The 22,266-nt window shown below is 49.1% G+C and carries 19 protein-coding genes; 11 read left to right on the top strand and 8 right to left on the bottom strand.

Annotation, left to right across the window (positions count from 1 at the left end; translation table 11 throughout):
* The first annotated feature begins 14 nt into the window (after positions 1-14).
* The 7 genes from B153_RS0130535 to B153_RS0130505 all read left to right on the top strand — a co-directional run bounded on the left by B153_RS0130535 (position 15) and on the right by B153_RS0130505 (position 8,687).
* Positions 15-1,265 carry an MFS transporter gene (locus B153_RS0130535; RefSeq protein WP_020600558.1) on the top strand — a complete coding sequence of 417 codons (1,251 nt, stop codon included), beginning with the start codon at positions 15-17 and terminating at the stop codon, positions 1,263-1,265.
* A gap of 59 nt (positions 1,266-1,324) precedes the next feature.
* Positions 1,325-1,879: a carboxymuconolactone decarboxylase family protein gene (locus B153_RS0130530; RefSeq protein ID WP_020600557.1), complete on the top strand. Its 555-nt coding sequence runs from the start codon at positions 1,325-1,327 to the stop codon at positions 1,877-1,879.
* A gap of 107 nt (positions 1,880-1,986) precedes the next feature.
* Positions 1,987-2,589, top strand: coding sequence for a carboxymuconolactone decarboxylase family protein (locus tag B153_RS0130525; protein WP_020600556.1), 603 nt, complete (start codon positions 1,987-1,989; stop codon positions 2,587-2,589).
* Positions 2,590-2,629: 40 nt separating this feature from the next.
* Complete coding sequence (locus tag B153_RS0130520) at positions 2,630-3,841, top strand: DUF3179 domain-containing (seleno)protein (protein ID WP_026262575.1); 1,212 nt, start codon at positions 2,630-2,632, stop codon at positions 3,839-3,841.
* 176 nt (positions 3,842-4,017) lie between these two features.
* Complete coding sequence (locus B153_RS0130515) at positions 4,018-4,938, top strand: hypothetical protein (protein ID WP_020600554.1); 921 nt, start codon at positions 4,018-4,020, stop codon at positions 4,936-4,938.
* Between the two features lie 74 nt (positions 4,939-5,012).
* A complete protein-coding gene (locus B153_RS0130510) occupies positions 5,013-6,521 on the top strand; it encodes a phosphatase PAP2 family protein (protein ID WP_020600553.1) in 1,509 nt (502 codons plus the stop codon).
* A gap of 141 nt (positions 6,522-6,662) precedes the next feature.
* Positions 6,663-8,687, top strand: coding sequence for an alpha-1,4-glucan--maltose-1-phosphate maltosyltransferase (locus B153_RS0130505; protein WP_020600552.1), 2,025 nt, complete (start codon positions 6,663-6,665; stop codon positions 8,685-8,687).
* 59 nt (positions 8,688-8,746) lie between these two features.
* Here the strand turns inward: B153_RS0130505 and B153_RS0130500 are convergent, their stop codons facing one another.
* The 8 genes from B153_RS0130500 to B153_RS0130465 all read right to left on the bottom strand — a co-directional run bounded on the left by B153_RS0130500 (position 8,747) and on the right by B153_RS0130465 (position 18,628).
* Positions 8,747-10,774, bottom strand: coding sequence for a M1 family aminopeptidase (locus tag B153_RS0130500; RefSeq protein WP_020600551.1), 2,028 nt, complete (start codon positions 10,772-10,774; stop codon positions 8,747-8,749).
* A gap of 71 nt (positions 10,775-10,845) precedes the next feature.
* Positions 10,846-11,505 carry a DUF4230 domain-containing protein gene (locus B153_RS0130495; RefSeq protein WP_020600550.1) on the bottom strand — a complete coding sequence of 220 codons (660 nt, stop codon included), beginning with the start codon at positions 11,503-11,505 and terminating at the stop codon, positions 10,846-10,848.
* Positions 11,506-11,808: 303 nt separating this feature from the next.
* Positions 11,809-12,456, bottom strand: coding sequence for a hypothetical protein (locus B153_RS0130490; protein WP_020600549.1), 648 nt, complete (start codon positions 12,454-12,456; stop codon positions 11,809-11,811).
* 500 nt (positions 12,457-12,956) lie between these two features.
* A complete protein-coding gene (gene rny / locus B153_RS0130485) occupies positions 12,957-14,564 on the bottom strand; it encodes a ribonuclease Y (RefSeq protein WP_020600548.1) in 1,608 nt (535 codons plus the stop codon).
* A gap of 105 nt (positions 14,565-14,669) precedes the next feature.
* Positions 14,670-14,957 carry a cell division protein ZapA gene (locus tag B153_RS0130480; protein ID WP_020600547.1) on the bottom strand — a complete coding sequence of 96 codons (288 nt, stop codon included), beginning with the start codon at positions 14,955-14,957 and terminating at the stop codon, positions 14,670-14,672.
* A 46-nt stretch (positions 14,958-15,003) separates the two neighbouring features.
* Complete coding sequence (locus tag B153_RS0130475; protein WP_020600546.1) at positions 15,004-15,342, bottom strand: hypothetical protein; 339 nt, start codon at positions 15,340-15,342, stop codon at positions 15,004-15,006.
* 87 nt (positions 15,343-15,429) lie between these two features.
* Positions 15,430-17,859, bottom strand: coding sequence for a phenylalanine--tRNA ligase subunit beta (pheT, locus tag B153_RS0130470; protein WP_020600545.1), 2,430 nt, complete (start codon positions 17,857-17,859; stop codon positions 15,430-15,432).
* A gap of 133 nt (positions 17,860-17,992) precedes the next feature.
* Positions 17,993-18,628, bottom strand: a complete 636-nt coding sequence (locus B153_RS0130465; RefSeq protein ID WP_020600544.1) for a DUF1684 domain-containing protein — start codon at positions 18,626-18,628, stop codon at positions 17,993-17,995.
* Positions 18,629-18,938: 310 nt separating this feature from the next.
* Between B153_RS0130465 and B153_RS0130460 the strand changes: the two genes are divergently transcribed.
* From B153_RS0130460 to B153_RS0130445, 4 genes are read left to right on the top strand one after another with little or no spacing between them, the layout of a single operon-like run.
* On the top strand, positions 18,939-19,334 hold the full coding sequence (locus tag B153_RS0130460; RefSeq protein WP_020600543.1) for a sugar 3,4-ketoisomerase: 396 nt from the start codon (positions 18,939-18,941) through the stop codon (positions 19,332-19,334).
* Positions 19,331-20,434: a DegT/DnrJ/EryC1/StrS family aminotransferase gene (locus tag B153_RS0130455; protein WP_020600542.1), complete on the top strand. Its 1,104-nt coding sequence runs from the start codon at positions 19,331-19,333 to the stop codon at positions 20,432-20,434. The genes B153_RS0130460 and B153_RS0130455 overlap by 4 nt, the downstream gene beginning before the upstream one ends.
* A 59-nt stretch (positions 20,435-20,493) precedes the next feature.
* Positions 20,494-21,423: a glycosyltransferase family 2 protein gene (locus B153_RS0130450; protein WP_020600541.1), complete on the top strand. Its 930-nt coding sequence runs from the start codon at positions 20,494-20,496 to the stop codon at positions 21,421-21,423.
* A gap of 54 nt (positions 21,424-21,477) precedes the next feature.
* Positions 21,478-22,254 carry a class I SAM-dependent DNA methyltransferase gene (locus tag B153_RS0130445; protein ID WP_040762374.1) on the top strand — a complete coding sequence of 259 codons (777 nt, stop codon included), beginning with the start codon at positions 21,478-21,480 and terminating at the stop codon, positions 22,252-22,254.
* The last annotated feature ends 12 nt before the right edge of the window (positions 22,255-22,266 follow it).

Below are 22,266 nucleotides of genomic sequence, written 5' to 3'. Positions count from 1 at the left end.
ACCCGTTAAAGGTGATGGAAACTAAATTACTTGCAATCGATGAGCAGCCGCGTATAGCCTTGCCCTGGGGCAGTTTTGGCCTTTGCATGGTTGCCTATTTATTTGGAGGCACGGCCAGTACATTGATGGCTACATATTTACCTGTTGCTCTTCCGCAGTTACTCGGTGAGACAGCCTCGGCTGATGAAATTGCCAACACCGGAGCCTGGGTCAGTGCGGCATTTTTGTACGGCTGGATGATCGGTGGGTTTCTGTTTGGCCCTTTGGCCGATCAGATCGGTCGGGTTCGGGCATTGGTACTGGCAACGGGTTTATGCGGTGGAGCGATGCTGGCAACAGCCTTTGTGCCGGATGTGTATGTGCTTATTGGCCTTCGGGCGTTGACAGGCGCGGGTGTAGGTGGTATTTTACTGGTATCGACGGTCTATCTGTCCGAAGTATGGTCGGGGCCGTCGCGCCCTGTAGTGCTGGGTGTATTGGCCACGGCGTTTCCGGTAGGTATTGTAGCTACGGGTGGTCTGGCAAGTGGTTTTAGTAATTGGCGATTGGCGTTCAACGTCGGTCTGATTCCGATTGCGGTAGCCATCCTGATTGGTCTGCTGTTGCCGGAGTCGGCTAGCTGGCAGCTTGGTAAAAACAGCCGCCAAGGTCAAAAGCCTAATTTGTTCAGTCCTGAAAACAAACCGAATGTGATCAGTGGGTCGCTCATTTTTGGGGCGGTATTGATCGGTCTCTGGGGGATTTTTTCCTGGTTACCTACCTGGGTTCAATCGCTTCTGCCTGCGGGCCAGAGCGGCCAAACCGAACGGGGTATCATGATGATGTTATTGGGTATGGGCGGCATTGTCGGTGGCATTGCGTCAGGATTTCTGGTTCGCCGGATTGGGCCGCGTTACACCCTGTTATTCACATTTGTAGGCTGTATTCTGGCCTGTGCCATACTCTTTCTCAGCAATCGGACGTTTTCGCCCATTATCTACAGTGAAGTGGGGTTGCTGTCGTTATTTCTGGGTATCAGCCAGGGTTCGTTATCGAGTTATGTGCCAACGCTTTTTGATGCATCGATTCGGGCTACAGCTACGGGGTTCTGTTTTAATATAGGCCGTCTGTTTACGGCTACGGCCGTGTTGTTTGTAGGAGCACTGACGACGATTTTAGGAGGAATCGGAAATGCACTGGTCATTTTTTCAGCCGCTTTTCTGATTGCCCTAAGCGCAATTTACCTAAAGAGCGAACCGGAACGCCGGACCGGAGCGAACGAGTGATAGAGCGAAATGCGAACCCAACCACTTTTCACCTTTTCACTCTTTCACTCTTTATTTATATGCCACATATCACATTACCTGAAGGACTACCCGGAATTCGGAGTCTGGCCGTTTATCGACCCGAAACGGGTCAGCCGCTTTATGAACTGGCTCAGGCCTTATTACGATCGGGTTCGCCAGATAGTACCCTGACCAGCGCCGAACGAGAATTGATCGCTGCGTTTGTGTCAAAGCAAAACTGTACGGCTTTTTGCATGAACAGCCATGCCGCTGCTTCCCGCTATCTGTACGGTGATCAGCGCGACCTGGTTGATGATGTGCTGAATAATCCGGACAACGCATCGATCGCGCCGAAGCTGAAAGCTTTATTGGCCATTGCTCATCATGTTCAGGCGGATGCCCGTACTGTTTCGAATGCGCTGGTAGCGGCTGCCCGGACCGAAGGGGCCACCGACGGCGATATTCACGATACGGTACTGATTGCCGCTTCGTTCTGTATGTACAACCGCTACGTGGATGGACTTGCCACACTGACCCCTACCGATCCGGCTGCTTATGAAGCTATGGGTGAGCGTATGGGTACTCTTGGTTATCAGGTGCCTAAAACAACATAAAGGCTGACGTTCCCGTCAGCCTTCAAAAACATCTATTATAGGTTGGTCATAGTCCCCGGCTGTTTTACGGCTGGGGTACTATTTAGATTGCAAAACAAACGAAAATTATGCCATATATCCAATTGCCTGAAGGATTACCCGGAATTCGTGGGCCAATGGCGTTTAGCCCGCAAACGGCCGATCCACTCAATGCGCTGGTCAATGTGTTACTGCGCGATAATGCCAGCCGTCCGGATTCCAGCCTTACCGAAGGAGAACGCGAACTGATTGCCACCTATGTGTCGTCGCTGAACGATTGTTTCTTTTGTCAGACCATCCATGGGGCCGTTGCGAGTCATCACCTCGGCGATGACGACTGGAGTCTGGTTCAATCGGTCAAATGCAATCCCGACCAGGCGGCTATCAGTCCTAAGCTTAAAGCGTTACTGGCCGTGGCGGGGGCAGTTCAACAAAGTGGCAAGGCCGTAACCCCTGAGCTTATTGCAGCCGCCCGCGCTGAAGGAGCCACCGACCTCGACATTCACGATACGGTGCTGATTGCTGCGGCTTTCTGTATGTTCAATCGGTATGTGGACGGACTGGCTACCGAAGCTCCCAACAAACCGGATCTGTATCGTTACCGAGCCACTCGGATAGCTGCCGATGGCTATGCTTCGCAGGATGCGTACATGCCTCCGGGCGAATCGACTCCAGTGGCGGGAACGAATTAGTCAGGTATCAGAAGATAAACTAATAGGATCAACGATCTGTATGAAAAACGTTATCGGATTCATAGTCTGTATACTCGCATTGATTGGTCTCGAAGCGGCCCGAGTTTATTTCATTATGCCGTTTCCTGGAAGCCAGTTGGGGTTGGCCGAAGAAGAAACATCGCTTGGCCGGGTCGAATTGGCTTACTGGCTGCATCAGCATATGGGTTGGTTACGAGGCATTGGCCTGTTGCTGCTGGCTTACCCCGCTTACAGGCTTCTGATTCGTCCTCACAGCGTATGGCACCGATACACCGCTCTGGTGTTGCTGCTGGTCTATGGAGGGGTGTTGTACGTGGTTCATCAGCAGATGATGGCCGACCATATGTTTCTACAGCCGACTACAAAGCGGGTTGTGCCCATGAGTCAGAACAAGATTCCACTCGATAAACTCGTATTGGGATTCGAAGCGCTGGGACAGGCAACGGCTTATCCGATTCAGTTGATTGGCTATCACCATCAGGTGAGGGATACGGTCGGAGGGCAGCTCATTATGGTAACCTATTGTACCGTTTGCCGAACGGGTCGTGTATTTACCCCACTGGTGCAGGGGCAGGCCGACGAGTTTCGCTTGGTAGGTATGGATCATTTCAACGCGATGTTTGAGGACAGCCGTACCGGAACTTGGTGGCGCCAGGCAACGGGTGAGGCTGTGGTCGGTCCGTTGCGTGGAAAAGCATTGATGCCTCTGTCGTCTCGCCAGATGACCCTGCGCGAATGGGCGCATGAACACCCCAATACGCGGGTACTGCAAGCCGATTCCGCTTTTGCCGATGAATTTAAAAGCATGCGTCCCTACGATAAGGGATTGTCGAAGGGTAAACTCACCCGACGGGATTCGGCATCGTGGCATCCGAAATCGTGGGTAATTGGTGTCGAACATGCCGGTTTTGCGAAAGCCTACGATTGGAATCAGCTACAAAACCAGCGGGTTCTAAATGATGTCGTGGGTGGTGAGCCTGTGTTAGTCGCCATAGCCTCCGATAGCGTATCATTTGGCGTATGGAATCGCCGGATGGGTATCCAGACGCTTACGTTCCAGTATGCTAATCGTCAACTGACGGATCGCGAAACGAAGTCGGTCTGGACCTGGCGTGGGCACTGTGTTTCTGGCCCGCTGAAAGGCCGTCGGCTATCTGCCATGCCGAAAGCCTATCAGGAGTTCTGGCATAGCTGGCGGTCGTTCCATCCCCAAACGCAGCAGTATAAATAGCGGTTTGTTCGCTATAAACCACCGAATCTACTGCTTGCTGGCAATAGGTTGCCTCCCCTGACGTTTTTCGGGTAGGGTCCAGCAACTCTGGGTAATTTTAAGGCCGTTGGCACAGAAATGGCCAGCGGATAACCCAGAAGCCGGACCAAAGACTACCTTTGCCGCAAACGTAGCCTATGCGATTTTTACCTCTTGCCCTTTTTACACTAACAACGCTGTTCGTTACCCATCAGGCCAGGGCCCAATGGATGATTGGCGGGTTTATGCAGGGACATCGAAAAGCCAGTCTGGCCATTATTGGATCTCAGGAAAGTTATAGTACCTATTTCATCAATAAAAATGAGACCCAAAACCCGAATCTGGGAACGGTGACAACGCAGGCATTGACCGCCGTCGGAACGTATGGTCTGGGGTATGACCTCGATCTGATCGTGGCGGCCCCATATATCCGTACCGAAGCCAGCGCAGGCTATTTTCCCAAACAGGAAGGATTTCAGGACGCGTCGGCTACACTTCGATGGGAGGCTTACGACTACAAACTGGGAAAAAAACTCAGGCTGTCGTGGCTGTTTGCGGTAGGCTACTCCATGCCTATTCAGAATTACGTAAATGATGCGATGGTTGCCATAGGGCGGGGCTCTAAAAACTGGGACGGCCGTACGATGCTTCACCTGAAAGGGAAATCTTTTTTTATAACGGGGCAGTACGGGTACATTCGTCGGGGGCAGGTTATACTCGATCATGTGGTAAACTATTATGACCCTAGCCAGCTCAATCCGAATAGTGGCTCGAAAGTGAACGTGCCCGACGTTACCGAGATTATTGTGCGGGGCGGTTACGTGAATACGTGGCTGAACCTGGATGTCTGGGGCCAGCAACAAACGCCTTACACAAAAGGAACCGACATTGGGCCGGGGATTCCCTTTCCGACCAATGCGGTGGGGTTCACACGATTGGGAGCAACAGCCTATTTGCGTTTAGCGAAACAGTTTGGCCTGACGGCTGGCTACAATACCATTATCGATGGGCGTAACGTCGGTAAGAGTTCCCAAATCAATGGAGGCATTGTCATTGGTCATTGGACCGCCAATAACTAGTGACGTGGGCCTCTGCATAGGTTGAGTTTTACGTATAACCATGCCGATCAGAGGGGCACGTTACAGCAACGACTATGAGACTATTTTTTGTTACGATCACCTTAGGGGCTTTGCTGGTATGGGTAGCGGGTTGTTCGGAGCCTACTATCGATGAGGGCGTTCTACCTTTTATTGTGCCGACATCTACGGATGCCGATGGAGGTAGCTGGAAAACGGTTGTGCTCAAAGCGGCTACGGAGATCAGTGTGCCCCAACCGCTCGCGACCACATCGGCAGCGTATCAGCAGGAATTAAGTGATGTGAAAAATGGCGTTCTGGCGGCAACTCCCGAACAGAACACGGCCGTTAATTATTGGGCCTATGGGGCTGTGTTGCGCTGGAATCAGATTGCCCGACAGTTGGTAGCGAAGTACAACGTTGCGCCCGGTTATGACTATGCCACCGGGCAGACAACGCCTGCTGAATCAGCTAATCCGTATGCCGGAGCTCCGTATGCCGCCCGCGTGTATGCTTTGCTGAGTGTGGCTCAATACGACGCACTGGTTGTAGCCTGGCGGGCCAAGTTTCAGTATAATCGGCCATCGCTGGAGCAACAGGGGGTGATTTCGCGGGCGCCTGTGCTGGATGTCCCTTCCTATCCATCAGAAGATGCGGCCGTAGCCGAAGTGTCCTGTCAGGTATTGGCATATTTATTCCCGAACGAGGTGGCTTTTTTAAAGGCTAAAGCCACTGAACACAAACAAAGCCGCATATGGGCAGGGGCCAGCGTACCGAGCGATGTAAAAGCGGGCGAAGCGCTGGCGGCTACATTGGCTGCCAAAGTTATTGACCGGGCTAAAGTTGATCGTTTTGGCGCGGCCAACGATCCATCAAATACCTGGCAAACGGCATTGGCAAAAGCGACGTATGACCAAAAATGGACCAGCCTTGAACTCCCGGCTCGTGCGCCCATTCTGCCTCTGGCTGGGAAAGTAAAAACCTGGTACGACTCGACATCAATTGCCAAACTGGTCCCGGCTACTCCTCCAGCCACCACTTCGGCCGATTTTCAGAAAGCGTTGAGCGAAGTACACGACATAGCCGCTTCCCGCACGCGTGATCAGTCACGCATAGCCAGTTACTGGGACAATGGCCCCAATACCTATTCGTTGTCGGGCTTATGGAACTTGCTCACGGAGGAGTTTATTCGGGAAAATGGCCAAAACGAGCTACGGTCGGCCCGGACCTATGCCTTGCTGAACCGGGCCATGCACGATGCTACCACAACCAGTTGGCGCACCCAATACACCTATTTTGTTCCTCGTCCTTCGCAGATCGACCCGACGATCAAAACGGCTACAGTCATACCCAACACACCGAGTTATGTATCGGATAGAGCTGCGGTTTCCAGTACAGCCGCAACGTTGTTGAGCTACCTATTCCCGAGCGATGCTACCAAACTTGCGGCTCAGGCTACCGAAGCATCGGTATCGGGTTTATATGCAGGTATTCACTATCGGTTCGATACTGATGAGGGTACTAAACTGGGAACGTCGATCGGCCAGTTGGCAGTTGCTGCGGCCAAGGCTGACGGCGCTAAATGATCGTAGCTTTACAAGCTTTGTATACGAAGTATGGCGTAGAATTGCTAATTTTCGTTGGTAATGGGAAGCCGGGTTCGCTAATCCGGCTTTTTTGTAACATTGCCCTGGTATTTGCGAGTTACCCATCAAACCTATGATTGCATGAATGTTTCGGAAAACCTTACCGGTCAGTCACGAGTCGTTATTGAACATGTATCTCCTGAACTGGATGGCGGCCTGTATCCTATCAAAGCCGTACCGGGTGATGTAATTGCCGTTGAAGCGGATATCTTCGCTGATGGACACGATTACCTGACGGCTGTCCTGCTGTTTAAACACATTGACGATGCGAGTTGGACCGAAACGGCAATGGCCCTGATTGTAAATGATCGCTGGGGTGCGTCGTTTGTGGTCGAAAAGCAGGGAAAATATCTCTATACCCTCGAAGCCTGGGTCGATCATCCTGGGTCGTGGCAACACGAGATTCACTTGAAAGTGGCCGATGGGCAGCGGATTACCAGTGAGTTGCTGGCTGGTGCGCAGTATCTGGATGGCATGCTGATTAGAGCAGGAGGGGCCGAAGAACGAAAGAAAGGAGGAAAGGGAAAAGGGGCGAAAACAAAAAGCGAACCGATATCGGATAGCCCTGATGCGAAGGCGATTCGGGACATGGCAGCCTTGTTTCGGGACGAAAGCCGCTACAACGAAGCGGTGTCTGTTGCTGAAAGCGACCAGTTTACGTTTTATGCCAGTCGCTACCCCGAACGGCAGCATGTAACCCGGTACATTCACGAACTTGGTGTTGAGGTCGATAGAGCCCGCGCCGGATTTAGTAACTGGTACTGCCTGTTTCCTCGTTCGGCTTCGCGCGTGGAAGGCAAGCATGGCACGTTCAAGGATGTAGAGGCTCTGCTGCCGCGCATTTCGGGTATGGGTTTCGATGTGCTCTATCTGCCACCGATTCACCCCATTGGTACCGCCCACCGAAAAGGGAAAAATAACTCGGTGATCTGCCAGCCCGGCGAACCGGGTGTCCCGTATGGGATTGGTTCGCCAGAAGGTGGCCACGATGCCATTCACCCCGAACTGGGTACGGTCGAGGATTTTAAACATCTGATCGCGATTGCTGCCAACTATGGGATGGAAGTAGCCATGGATCTGGCTATTCAGTGCTCACCCGATCACCCGTGGGCTAAAGAGCATCCTGAATGGTTCAAAAAGCGGCCGGATGGTACGATTCAATATGCCGAGAACCCACCCAAAAAGTATCAGGATATTTACCCGGTTTATTTCGAAACCGACGATTGGCAGAATCTTTGGGAAGAGCTGAAACGGGTGTTGCTCGTTTGGGCATCGTGGGGAGTTCGAATTGTGCGGGTCGATAATCCGCATACCAAGCCGTTTGGGTTCTGGGAGTGGGTCATTGCCGAAGTGAAGAAAGAGTTTCCTGATATGCTGTTTCTGGCCGAAGCGTTCACTCGTCCAAAGGTTATGCAGGAATTGGGCAAACGCGGTTTTGCTCAATCGTACACGTACTATACCTGGCGCAACACAAAATATGAGCTGGAGCAGTATATGACGGAGTTGACCCAGACGGAAATGAAATACTATTACCGTCCGAACTTCTGGCCGACCACGCATGACATTAACCCGTATAGTTTACAGAGCGGCCACGAACCCCAATTTCTGATCCGGTATTTTCTGGCGGCAACGCTGGTCAGCAATTATGGTATTTACGGGCCCTCGTTCGAACTGATGGAGCATGTCCCTTTCCCCAATAAAGAAGAGTACCTCAATTCGGAAAAATACGAAATCCGACTCTGGGATTGGGATCGGACCAATAAGCTCACTTACCTGATCTCACTCGTAAACCGAATCCGGCACGAAAATGCCGCTCTCCAGCTTACCAACAATATTCAGTTCTGCCCGGTAAACGACGATGCGATTATGGCCTATCTGAAAATTAAAGACAATAATCGATTGCTGATTGTGGTCAATACAGATGCCTATAGCCGTCGGGCGGGTGTGATTCAGGTGCCGATCTGGCAATTAGGTATTGGGCCAGAGCAATATTACCAGGTGCATGATTTGCTGACGGGCGCTTATTACAACTGGCAGGGGGAGCACAATTACGTAGAGCTTGACCCATACAGCCTGCCCATGCATCTGTTCCGAATCGAAGTATGATTGTGTGATTGAGCGAATGAGTGAAGAGCTTATGTACGGCCACTCAATCACTCATTCGCTCAATTGACCAGCACCACTCGGCTCTGAAGCCCCGCTGATGTTTCGACAGTAACTGTATAGCGCCCGCTAGCCAGACCGCGTAGACTGAAGTTTCGACTATAGTTGCCCGAAGATAGACTGGGTTCATGGATGGTCTGGACTTGTTGCCCAAGCAGATTTGTTAATGACAGCCTGACCGGGCCAATCGTTGACTGGGTAAAATCGACAGTAATAGTCTCGGTTGTTGGATTCGGATAGATACGCAGACCGATGTCATTGGGTTCAGTAATCCCTGTGACTACCGTTGTGGTTGTGGTAGTCGTCGTGAGCGTTTTGAGTATCCAGTTGTTGGGGTCAATTACGACATTGGTAACCTTCCCTCGGGCGGGCAGTGTAAACGTCTGATCGGCCTGATCGTTGAAAACCGTAACGGTTGTATCGCCTGCTGCCGACTGTACTTTCATCTGAATGGGCATCGTAAACGAACCCGGTGCAGTGGTCATTGCATTACTTTGCGTAAGCCGAACCGTAGCTGTCGTGCCTCCTGTGGTGATCGTGGCTTTATAAGCCGGATAACCCGCGCCGTATATCCACTGGCTGAAAAAATAATTCAGATTTTTTTCGGAAACCTGCTGGGCAATCGCCTGGAAATCCTCCGTTACGGCCGTCTTATAAGCCACTACCGGGCTGGCTGCGTAGGTTCTCAGAGTTCGAAAGAAGGTGCTATCGCCAATCACTCCCCGGAGCATATGCAATACAGTAGCGCCTTTAGCGTAGCTGCGATTATAATCGAAAACATAGTCAACATTCGTAATGCTTTGTGCATAAACGCTTCCCTGCGCATTACGAGCGCCGTTCATGAAGGTGTTGATGGACGATTGATACCCCGATTGTCCATTGATCGATTCGGTGTAAATGGCTTCTGCATAGGAGGCAAACCCTTCATTTAACCAGATATTCTGCCAGTCGCGGCAAGTAATTTTATCACCAAACCATTGATGGGCTAGCTCATGAGCAATCGTAGTGGGTGTGAAAGCACCCAGATAGGATGAACTTATGGTTGATGGCCCCATTGAGCTTATAGTCTGATGCTCCATCCCACTGTTGTCGCCGTATTGAGCATGACCATATTTTTCGTTTAGGAAAGGGTAAGCTCCAAAACGATTACTGAACAACTGCAACATAGTAGGGGTTAGTGCGAGGTTGTTTTGAATGCCAGTTATTGCAAATGTTTCGGGAAAAATATAGTGCGTGACGGGCATAGTTTGACTCCCGTAGGTAAATGGGGTATCGTACTGCGTATAATTCGAGACCGCAATCGAAATCAGGTATTGGGCTATCGGATAACTATTTTTCCATAAATACGTTTTTGTGCCATCCTTGTTTGTGGTCGTACTCATCAACTTACCATTCGAGACCGATACCAATTGAGCAGGTGCCGTAATGCGTACTGACGATGAATCGGCTTTATCGGCGGGGGTATCGCGACACGGAAACCAGTCTGATGCACCATAAGGCTCGCTTAACGTCCAGATCACCGGATCGGCCGCGGGCCCATGTTTGTCAAAGGAGAAGTTTACATAACCGGGCCCGTTGGATGTATTGTTTGGAACGCCCTGATAAAATACAGTGAACGACAGCGGCTGACCATTCGCTAGTGGTTGTGGCGTGGTAATGGTCAGTTTATTTTGAGTGTGCTGGAATGTGAGTTTCTGAGTTCCTGCCTTGACCGAATCGACTTTAAGGCCAGTACTGGATGTAGTTGCAGAGTTGAGGTCCAGAAAAAAACTGGTCAGGCCGGAAACTGTGCTTTTGAGGGTTATGGTCGTCGCGGCCGTCATGCTGGCTGGTGACGTGCTCAGTCGCAGATCAAGGCCATAATAGGTTACGTCGATCGAGGCATCGCCTGGATAGGCCATTCGCGCTTTCGGATTGTTAGCTAATTGACCAAAATAATGCAATTTACCAGACCGGCAGAACTGGCCGCCGTCGTCAACCTGGGCGTAGGTGAGCAGTGGAAAGAAAAGCAGGAAGTACAGATTTTTCATAGAACAAAGGGCATAACGACTTAACACCTAAACGGATAATCTGTTGAAATCTGCTTGATTTTAGCCGCTTTTTATTCGTTGGTACGCCCGGTCAGGAGCTTCGGGGACTGGCTTTGCGTTTCGGCCTTAGCTTTCAGGGCGTCAAGTTCACGCTGTTCGGCTTCGGGGAGTTGCAGGTGCCAGCCCATCGAACTGGCCAACTGGTAGATCATGTACTGAATCTGATTATTGGCAATTTTGGGCAGATCGCTTTGCATGGCCCGTTCGTTCATGGCTTTTTTTGCCTCTTCCAGAATCTGTGTATAATCGGCTCCACTAAAGTGATTCAGAATGCCCGCCTGGATGTCATAAAACTTATAATCAGTATCGATCGATAATACTTCCGGTTCTGGAAACGATTCGATGACCAGTTTCTTTTCGGCATTGACCGGAGCCCGAAACCGAACCTTCGCAAAGTCGAACCCCACCAGGACTTTTGATTTGGCAATGACCATCGCCTTTTTCGGGTCATTGAGCAGATACAAAATCTTCTTCTGGTCCTGGTAATTGTAAATCTCTGAAAAGTAGCCTTCGGCCATTACGACTTTGAAAACTTTCTCAATGCGTTCGAGCAGGAGAACAGAGTCGCGCTGGATGCTGGTAAGGCCGGTACGTTTCCGAAGGGTATTGGCTAGGAAAACACCTCCACCTGCGCCTACTAGAACAAGAAAAACGGCGGTTAAGAAATCCATAATAGGTTAAATGTACAGAGTTTATGATAAGATGCCAGACGATCAGCACGAATTGATGACGGTTATACCAATCGGGTAGTAAAGCCTAGTCTATAGACCTGTACAATGGCAAAAGTAACGGATTTATGCAGGCCCGGTCCAGTACAGTCAATTGACTAAATGAATCGCCTTGCTCACCAGATAACGATCCGTGAACAAGGCGATTAAAATACCTATGAAAATACGTAAACATCGTAGCAGCATAAGGGCCTTTCAGGCACTAAAAGCTACGGAATCCAGGCTTTATTAGTGCGCTGGCATTGATCAACGAAGGTTGTTGCCATCGGTTTGATCGGTAGTAAAATAACTTGATGACGAAGGCTCCTGCGTTAGCTTCTTGGCGATCAAAGCATTGTATTTGCAGATGAGTACCATTCGATTGACAAGCCGGGATACTTCATTTCTTGGGCTTTTTATATAATACTTCAGGTCGTCTTTGTAAAGCGACATGAGTTGTGGCCAGCGCTGGTTATAAAATTCATTTAAGCCAAGCCATTCATTCCCCGTATGGACTACATACACAAAGGCATTGGTACTTTTCATTAGCTTACCATCCATGTCAAAATTTGCCGCATTGCCGGGTGTATGAGTAATTCGTAAGCTCCGGTATACCATCAGTGTTCCAGAGGCTATTTCTTCCAGAAACTGCGGTCGCCCATGCTGAAGCAGGTAGCAATCGTTGATCGCAACAAACTTGCGAAGGTTATTGAGCTGGTTGTCGAAATACATAAAATTGCTTACCTGGTCGATGGAATAGGCTTTCACCTTATCCTCCTGCCGATATTGGACGATATCGGCTTTCCAGTTGAAATTCAGTTCGCCCTGAAGCTCAACTCCGTTGCGCAGTATGAGTTTACCTGGGTTCCAACTGATGGCATAAGCAGACCAGGTATGGCTGATTAGACCTATCATTACTAGAAGCAGTATCTCTTTTTTCATTCTTGTCGTGTTCTATTGCGTAAAATCTGTCTTGAAAGATCGACCCGTTGCTAAGGTTATGCTTGCTGGATGACCCGTATTCGTCAAAAGGATATATTGACAGAATTTAACTGAAAAAAGAGGCCTAAGTTTGAAAATAATTGAATTATTATGATAAAAAATTGACTCTAACCATGCGAAAAGGTTCTATATTATGCTGTTTGGTTACGGATTTACCTATTAAAAAATGGCAAATCGTTCAATTGTAATTGATCTGTTTCCTAAAATGCCCCGTTTGCCGAATTCTATTTGTCCAGCTATAATCTCTGAAATAGTTGTTGGAGGGAGAGGGATTTCGCCTGATTTAGACGGGTTCGTAGCGCTCGTATAGGATCAAATCGAGGAATTACGGGATAGGGGCGGACTATAAAAAGCGGATGCCGGACAGGAGAGCATACTCCTATCCGGCATCCACATCTAAAAATAGTATGGGGCTATTTTGCGTAAGCAACGGCTCGCATTTCCCGAATAACCGTCACCTTGATCTGGCCGGGGTATTGCATTTCTTTTTCGATCTTCTGCGAGATTTCGTACGATAGTACACCAGCTCGTTCGTCGGAAACGTGGTCTGCATCCACCATGATTCGGAGTTCCCGGCCAGCCTGAATCGCATAACATTTCGTAACCCCGGGGAAATTTCCTGCCAGCTCTTCCAGTTCTTTCAGCCGTTTGATGTACGATTCCATCATTTCGCGTCGGGCACCAGGTCGCGAACCCGATACCGCATCGCAGACCTGGACAATGGGCGAAATCATGCTGGTCATCTCGATCTCGTCGTGGTGAGCGCCGATTGCATTGATCACTTCAGGATTCTCCTTGTATTTTTTCGCCAGTTCCATGCCCAGAATAGCGTGGGGGAGTTCGGCTTCTTCGGGCCATACCTTGCCAATATCATGAAGCAGGCCTGCCCGTTTTGCCAGTTTGGCATTCAGCCCTAGTTCAGCCGCCATAGTTGCACAAAGCTTGGCGACTTCTCGCGAGTGTTGAAGTAGATTCTGGCCGTAGCTGGAACGGAAACGCATCCGGCCTACCATTTTGATCAGTTCAGGATGGAGGCCATGAATGCCGAGATCAATAACCGTTCGCTCGCCAATTTCAACGATCTCGTCTTCGATATTCTTCCGGGTTTTAGCCACAATCTCTTCGATACGTGCCGGGTGAATCCGGCCATCCTGAACGAGTCGGTGGAGCGATAGTCGGGCTATCTCCCGGCGGACGGGATCAAATCCAGAAATGATAATGGCTTCGGGGGTATCGTCTACTATGATTTCAACGCCAGTAGCGGCTTCCAGAGCGCGTATATTACGGCCTTCGCGCCCAATTACTTTTCCTTTAACATCGTCGGACTCGATATTGAACACCGATACACAGTTTTCAATAGCGTGTTCGGTGGCTGTCCGCTGAATGGTTTCGATAACCACCTTTTTAGCCTCTTTGGTAGCGGTCAGTTTGGCCTCTTCAATGATGCTTTTAATGTAGGAGGATGCGCGGCTTTCGGCTTCGGCCTTAAGCGTTTCAATCAGTTGATCGCGAGCCTGGTCGGCCGAAAGCCCTGCGATTTTTTCGAGCTGAGCCACCTGATCAGCCAGCATCCGATCGGCTTCCTGCTGGCGTTTTTCTACATCTTCTTTGCGTTTATTGAGGGCGTCGATCTGCTGAGAAAGGCTGTTTTTCTGCTGATTGATCTCGTTCCGCTGCTGATTTAATTCGTTTTCCCGTGTACGCTGCTGATCGGCCTGTTGGGCTAACTGCTGTTCGCGCTGCTTGAGTTTATTCTCGTTTTGAAGAAGTATATTCCGCTTTTGATTCGTAGTTTCTTCGAACTCTGCTTTCAGTTTAAGGTATTTCTCCTTTGCCTCCAGTATCCGATCTTTTTTGATATTTTCGGCTTGTAACTCAGCGTTTTTTAAGATCGTCGCGGCCTGTTCTTCGGCTTCTTTTTCGTGTTTTGCACGAACACTTGCCATCATTTGACGGCCAATCAGTATGCCAATGCCGCCCCCAACCAGGAGGGCAGCCAGAATTGTTAACCAAGTGTCCATTGGACTATATCGTTAGGGTTGAACAAAAAACCATCAACCTGCTTCGATACGAGTGCCCTGAACGCAAACGCGAAAAGTATATCGGGTGAATAGCCCGTAGGTTGTCTATGTCGAAACGACCGGCGTGACGACCTGGTCTAATTGAGTGATTTTGTCAAATACCATCTGTTGTAATCGCTGCATTTTACGTTCTCCTCTGAGCTTAGTTACTAAGCAGTCGAAGGCTATCATTGCCAGGGCTTCCTGTGTTTCCGAAAAGCCCTTGTCCCGGTATTGTTTCAGTTCATCCTGAATCAGCTTGGCGGCTTCGCGCACTACGGCTTCCGCTTCGGGCTCTACATACAATTTGTAGGTCCGATCCGCAATTTTAACGCGAATTGACAGTTCTTCCATCGCTGCAGTCGGCTCAGTTGGGCTACTCCTCGGAGCCAATTTAGGTTTATGACAAACTACTCAAATGAGCTATACACCGTTCTAATTCCTGGATATACTCGTCGAGTTGTTGTTTTAATTCAGCATTCGTACCTGTACCTAACAGGTTGTCTTTTACAATTATACCACTATCTTTTGAAATAGCTGTATTATTTTCCGCCTTAGTTGATTTTTTTCGTAATTCCTTCACCTGATCCTGCTCGGCTTTAAGGCTTTCCTGCAGGGCCTCTTTCTCTCGTTCTAATTGCTCAATCTGGTTTTTAGCATCGGTATACAGATTCGTGAGCAACTTAAGCTTATGCTCAAATCGCTCCACCAATGCAATAATTTGATGCTCGCTAACCACGGTTTTAAAGAGTGAAAGAGCGAAAGAGTGAAAGAGTGAATTGGTAGCGCATTAAATCGCTCTTTCACTCTTTCGCTCTTTCACTTATTATTTACGAATAACAGCGCCTAGTTCCTGCTCAAAAGCGTTCATAAGCCGCTGCATAGTTTTATCGATGGCTGCATCGGTCAGGGTCTGGGTTGAGTCCTGTAGCATAAAATTGACCGAATACGCTTTCTTACCGGCTCCCAGATTATCACCTTCGTACACATCGAAAACGTTGATAGCCCGTAACAGTTTCCGCTCGGTCTGCCGAGCCAGCCGACTGATTTGTTCGAATGTAACTCCTTTGTCAATTACTAATGACAGATCCCGACGAACTTCAGGGAAACGGGATACTTCTTCGTAACGAACTTTGCCTGTGGCTAATTTAAGGAGGGCCGCCCAGTCGAAGTCAGCGTAAAAAACAGGCTGCTTCAGGTCGATCAGCTTCGTGAGTCTCGGCTGAACTAGGCCCAGGCTGACAATTGGTTTTTTATTGACCATATACGTCAACCCATACTGGAAGATGGCTGAGTCGGCAGGTTGCGTATCGAACGATTTAATACGGAACAGATTAAGAATACGCTGAGTAGCTGTAGCCAAATCGTGGTAAACCACAGATTGCCCTTTTTGAAGCCAGCTTTCTGACGATTGGTTTCCCGTAATCGCCAGACTTAATCGCATACGCTCTACATATTTAGTGCTTCCATCTTCAAGTTTTACTTTATGATAAACTTTGCCGAACTCAAAGGTTTTCAGATCTTTCTGCCGCCGGTTCAGATTATAAGCCAAGGTTTCCAGCGACGAAAAAAGAAGCGTTTGGCGCATTACCGAAAGTTCATCACTGAGTGGATTGAGCAGTGTGACATCTTCGCCCGGTAAGACCGACCGAATGGCATCATGATAGGCAGGGCGAGTCAGTGATAAGGTCAGGATTTCGTAAAAACCGTTAGCTGCCATCAGTTGTCCAACCCGGTTCTGCCATCCATCGGGATCTACTTTGGGGAACTCAGACAGGGAGTCGGCCGACAGATGTACCGACAAGGGGACATTGTCCAGGCCATAAATACGCAGAATTTCCTCAACCACATCAGCCTCCCGCGTTACATCGACCCGGTAGGGCGGTACAACAGCGGTGAAGCCTTCGTCCGTCTGGTCGTCCGCCTGAATGTCCAGGGCTTCCAGAATCCGGTGAATTTCGGTATGATCGATTTTTATCCCGATCAGCCGATCAATGTTCCTATAGCGTACTGCTACCCGAAATGGCTTGATTGGATTCGGGTAGATATCCGTAATGTCTGAACTAATGGTGCCACCTGCAATTTCCTGAATCAGTAAGGCGGCCCGTTTTAAGGCAAAGACGGGCATATTGGGGTCCGTACCTCGCTCGAATCGGAACGATGCGTCCGTTTTGAGTCCATGATACTGCGCCGTTTTCCGAACCGATGTAGCCGAGAAATAGGCCGATTCCAGAAAGATGCTGGTTGTTTGCATCGAAACCCCCGAATACTGCCCTCCAAACACCCCGGCAATACACATGGGTTTTTCAGCGTCGCAGATCATCAGGTCTGTACTACTGAGTTTTCGCTCAACCCCATCCAGTGTAACAAAGGGTGTCCCTTCTGGCAGCGTTTTGACGATGACCTGGTTACCGGCTATCCTGTCTGCATCGAAAGCGTGGAGTGGCTGCCCAAGGTCGTGTAATACAAAGTTTGTAATGTCGACTACATTGTTGATCGGTTTCTGGCCGATGGCAATCAAGCGTTGTTTAAGCCATTCCGGCGACTCGGCTACGGTAAGGCCACTGATGGTCAGTCCGGTGTAACGGGGACAGGCCGCTGTATCGTCGACCTGTACATCTAGGGTTAGATTCGTATTGTTTACGGTGAATGCGTCGACCGATGGTAGGCGCAGAGGGCGATTCAACGCAGCTTTTAAATCCCGGGCCGTGCCATAGTGCGAAGCGGCATCAATCCGATTGGGGGTCAGTCCGATAGCAATCTGGTAATCGGCTTCCAGGTTGAAGTATCGGGCAGCCGGTGTGCCATTGGGAAGGTCAGTCGTCAGCACCATGATCCCTGCGTGCGAAGTACCCAGGCCAATCTCATCTTCAGCACAAATCATTCCTTCAGAAGCAGCGCCCCGAATTTTAGCTTTTTTGATCTGAAACGCTTCGCCTGAGGCAGGATGTAACGTTGCCCCAACAAGCGCGACCACTACTTTTTGCCCTGCCGCCACATTAGGGGCTCCGCAAACAATAGGTAATGGTTGGCCAGAACCTACATCAACTGTGGTCAGGCTTAGCTTATCGGCGTCAGGGTGTTTAGTACAGGTCAGCACTTCACCAATAACTATCCCTTCCAGTCCACCCGGTATGGCTTCAATTTTCTCAACCCCTTCAACTTCAAGCCCCGTTGCGGTTAGCATTTTGCCAACTTCTTCCGGTAATTCCGGTAATTCAATAAAATCTTGTAACCATTTATAGGAAATTTCCATACACAGGCAAAACAGGTAATTGCTACAAAGGTAAGGAGGAAAGCAGGAAAGCTGGAAGGCATGGAAAGGAAAAAGGATAAAGGGGAGATGCATAGCCCTTTATCCTTTTAGTAATTGGTTCGCTTTCTGGCTTTTAATGGTATTTCTCTCCTGCCTTTACAGGCGTACTCAGTGTGTTTTCGGCCGGGGGGATCGGGCACGAATAGGTTGGATTATAGGCACAATACGGATTATAGGCCTTGTTAAAATCCAATATGGCCCCATTGTTGGTCAGGCTGGCTGGATCAATTTCCAAATAGCGTCCTCCACCATAGGTTTCCTTGCCTGAAGTGCCATCCCGAAACAGGATAGAATAGGTATTTTCAAGTTTAACAACTAATAATCGGCAGGTCTCGTCATTTAACTTGAATACTACATGAGCAAATTTGTCGTAGACTTCTTCGCTGCCATCGCTCATCCGAACCACCAATTTTTGTGTTTTGTCAGCAAACGGTTCAAGCCGGGCCATAACCCGGTACGAAGGGTCAGCCTGGAAATAGCTTAGTCCTCGAAAATCGGCTTTATTGCTAATCGGCGAGTTGCTATCCGTACGGAAAAACTCGTCTTTCTTTTTTCGGTCCTCTGCCACTTGCTGGCGATAGGCTTCTGGGTTAACCGATTCACTCAGGCTGTCAGCCGATGACGTATTTCCACCATCAAAAAATGAAAAGTAAAGCACGACCAGGGCAATGACAAAAAGGCCTGTAATGAATATTTTGTTTTTCATCATATGTTATATAAATGTTTTAGGTCAAAGTGTTACACAAAGGTGATGAAATTAAAGGACGGTTATTTAGAGTGTTCAATAGAAAATTTATTGGGAATTGAAGAATTGCAGAATTAACTGCTAACGGATTAGTAAATATTTATAATTAAATTAGTAATATCGCCCTTGCGATACCTATTTCATTGTCTTAAACACATAGGTTGATTTATTTACAATATCGTCATAATCAGTCTCTGGGCTTTTAACGGTTTTTTAATACCTTTAGACGCTGACGTTGTCATTCTTCATCACGGTCGAAACGACTATTCCGAATATGGCTAAACTTTACGAATTAAAAACATTCACATCTGGGAACGGCAATCTTACCGTTTTTGAAGAAATTATACCAGGGGTGATTCAGCGTGTTTTTTATATTTATGAAGCAGGGCAGGGAGCACGGGCTGGCCATCGGCATATTCGTGCCTGGAACGCGCTCATATGTTTGAATGGAAGCTGTCGGGTTTATTCCAACAATGGAGAAGAAGAAACGACATTTCAGTTGACATCTCCTCGCCAATGTTTAGTGCTGGAACCAGAAGACTGGCACATTATGGACGAGTTCTCCAGCGATGCTATTTTGCTGGTTGTGTCGAATGAGACCTACGACAAAGACGATTACATCTACGAACCTTACCCCAATAGTCGGCTGATTATGGCCGATTCCGAATGATTCCTTTTCTGGATCTCAAGCGTGTTAATGAACCGTACGAGTCTGCCATTCTGGCTGCCACTGATCGAGTCCTGAAATCGGGATGGTACGTATTGGGTCGTGAGGTAGAAACCTTTGAAACCGCGTTTGCTGCCTATTGCCAGGCGAAGCATTGTATTGGTGTAGCCAACGGTCTGGATGCGCTGACACTAGTGTTAAAAGCCTGGGAATTTCCGGCAGGTAGCGAAGTTATTGTGGCATCGAATGCTTATATCGCATCCGTACTCAGTGTTACGCTGGCTGGCTTGACGCCTGTGCTGGTTGAACCGGACCCTCAAACCTATTTACTGGATCCTACCCGAATTGAAGCGGCAATAACCACACAAACGAGGGCTATCATTGTTGTACATCTGTATGGCCGTTGTTGTGATATGCACCCTATCAGAAAGCTGGCCGAGCAATATGGTTTGAAGATCCTTGAAGATGCCGCGCAGGCACATGGGGCTTCCTATAACCTGAAGCGGGCGGGGAATCTGGGCGATGCCGCCGGATGGAGCTTTTATCCAAGCAAGAATTTAGGGGCGCTTGGTGACGCTGGAGCCATTACAACCAACGATGATGCCCTGGCTCAGCGTTTACGGGCCCTACGTAACTATGGGTCGTCTAAAAAATATATCAATGATTTTCAGGGGCATAATAGTCGCCTGGATGAGTTTCAGGCAGCTATCTTATCGGCTAAACTCCCTGGTCTTGATGCCGAAAATAAGCGGAGACGGGCATTGGCTACCCAATACCTGAATGGCCTTCGGAATCCCGAGATTCTCCTCCCCCCAGCCGATCAGATTGAGCAGGATGTCTGGCATTTGTTTGTTATTCGTCACCCACGTCGTGATCAATTGCAGACTTACCTGCGTGAACGAGGTATCAGCACCGACGTTCATTATCCGATTCCACCGCATAAACAGCGGGCCTACGAATCGTATGAAAATCTGTCGTTTCCAATTTCGGAGCAATTGCATCGGGAGGTGTTGAGCTTACCGCTCAATCCATCCCTGACTGATGCCGAAGTTGCCTATATTATTGAGTCGATTAACGAATTTAGCGCCCGAGTGAACGACTGACAGAGCAAATTAACCAACAGCCTGTTATTCCTTGTTCATCACATACCGCTTTTGTCTATATGAAGCTTTCTGTCATTATCCCGGTCTACAACAGCGAACGAACCATAGGGCCGTTGGTTGAGCGTCTGCAGGATTGCCTGTCGGGGCAGGATTTTGACGTTGTGCTAGTCAATGATGGCAGTCGGGATGAGTCAGAAGCCGTATGCCAGCGACTGGAGAGTCGGTATTCGAATGTAACGTTTGTGTCGCTACGAAAAAATTTTGGCGAATTCAATGCCGTTCTGTGTGGGCTCAATCATGTTGCCGGAAAATATGCCGTGATCATCGACGATGATTTTCAGAATCCGCCAGAGGCCATTCTGACGCTTGTAGCTACTGCTGAGCAGGGTAATTATGATGTCGTCTACAGCCGTTACGCCCAGAAAGAGCACCACTGGTTCAGAAACCTGGGCAGTTGGCTCGTTAATACACTAACAACCTACTCCATTGGAAAGCCTCGCGAGTTATACCTCTCGAGTTTTAAGCTGATCCGACGGGAGGTGATCAATGAAATTATTCGCTATAAAGGGCCTTATCCCTACATCGATGGCCTTATTTTTCGGGTAACGCGCCACGTAACCAGTGTGGAAGTGCCGCACCATGCCCGTACCGAAGGGCGGTCCAGCTACACGATCCGGAAATTGGTCAGCTTATTCCTGAATGTATTTATTGGGTACTCGCTCTGGCCGATCCGACTTTTTACGGTGTTGGGTGCCGGTCTGTTTGCTATAAGCCTTTTACTGGGGGTATATCTACTTGTAGGGTGGGTCACGCCATCACTGAGTATTCCTGATTGGGGCATTATTGTATGGGCTATCGGAATGGGAGTAAGTTTACAAATGCTCTTTTTAGGCGTATTGGGTGAGTATCTGGGTAAATTATTTATGGCTTACAGCGGAATGCCCGCCTATGTAGAAAAGGAACGAAAGGGGGCGGGAGTGAATGACTAGATGCCCGTGTGTTCCGCTTACTGTTTCCCTATTTCGCTTGCTGGCGCTTTCTTTATGATCGGTCATTCGGAAGAATTTGAAAAAATGGCCCGGCTGGAAGGGCAGCTGTGGTGGTATCGAAGCCTGCACAAACGGGTAGAGACCACCCTGCGTAAGCAATTTGGCGATCGGAAAACAATAAAAATTCTGGATGCGGGTTGCGGAACGGGGGGCATGCTGGAGTATCTGCGGAAGAAAGGCTATACCGATTTGCGGGGTATCGATGGGTCGCCAGACGCCATTGCTGTTTGTCGGCAACGAAATCTGCCGGTTACCTCGCTGAATCTGAACGAGCTGGCTCATTTTGAGCCCCATAATCAGTATGATGCGATTATCTGCAATGACGTATTCTGCTATTTTACCGATACGGATTTATTTCCGTTGGTGCGGGCCTTGCGGCAACGGTTGAAACCAGGGGGGATTCTCGTGAGCAACAACAATGCTTTTAACGCTTTTGAAGGGCAACATGACATTGCAGTAGGGGTTATTCGGAGGTTTGTATTGAGTGATTTTGCCAAAATGATGTCGGGGATGGGTATGCGGATTATCGACTCGACCTATTGGAGTTTCGCGCTTTCCATCCCAATTTTGCTAATGCGGCAATGGCAGCGACTTCAATTGGCAATAGGGTGGCGTAAGGCTGAAGAGGCTCAATCGGATGTGTACTTGCCTACTCCCTGGCTAAATGACACACTCTATCGCATCACAGAAATTGAACAAAAACTGTTTCGCCGAACCCCGTTCGGTAGTTCGCTGTTCATAGTAGTTATAACCGATCCAGTGGGACGGTGAAGACTATCGACT

Origin of the sequence: Spirosoma panaciterrae DSM 21099 (assembly GCF_000374025.1) — a bacterium.
GTDB classification, from domain to species: domain Bacteria; phylum Bacteroidota; class Bacteroidia; order Cytophagales; family Spirosomataceae; genus Spirosoma; species Spirosoma panaciterrae.
Note: the sequence above shows the minus strand (reverse complement) of the source record. Positions and strands in the feature narration are given on the sequence as shown.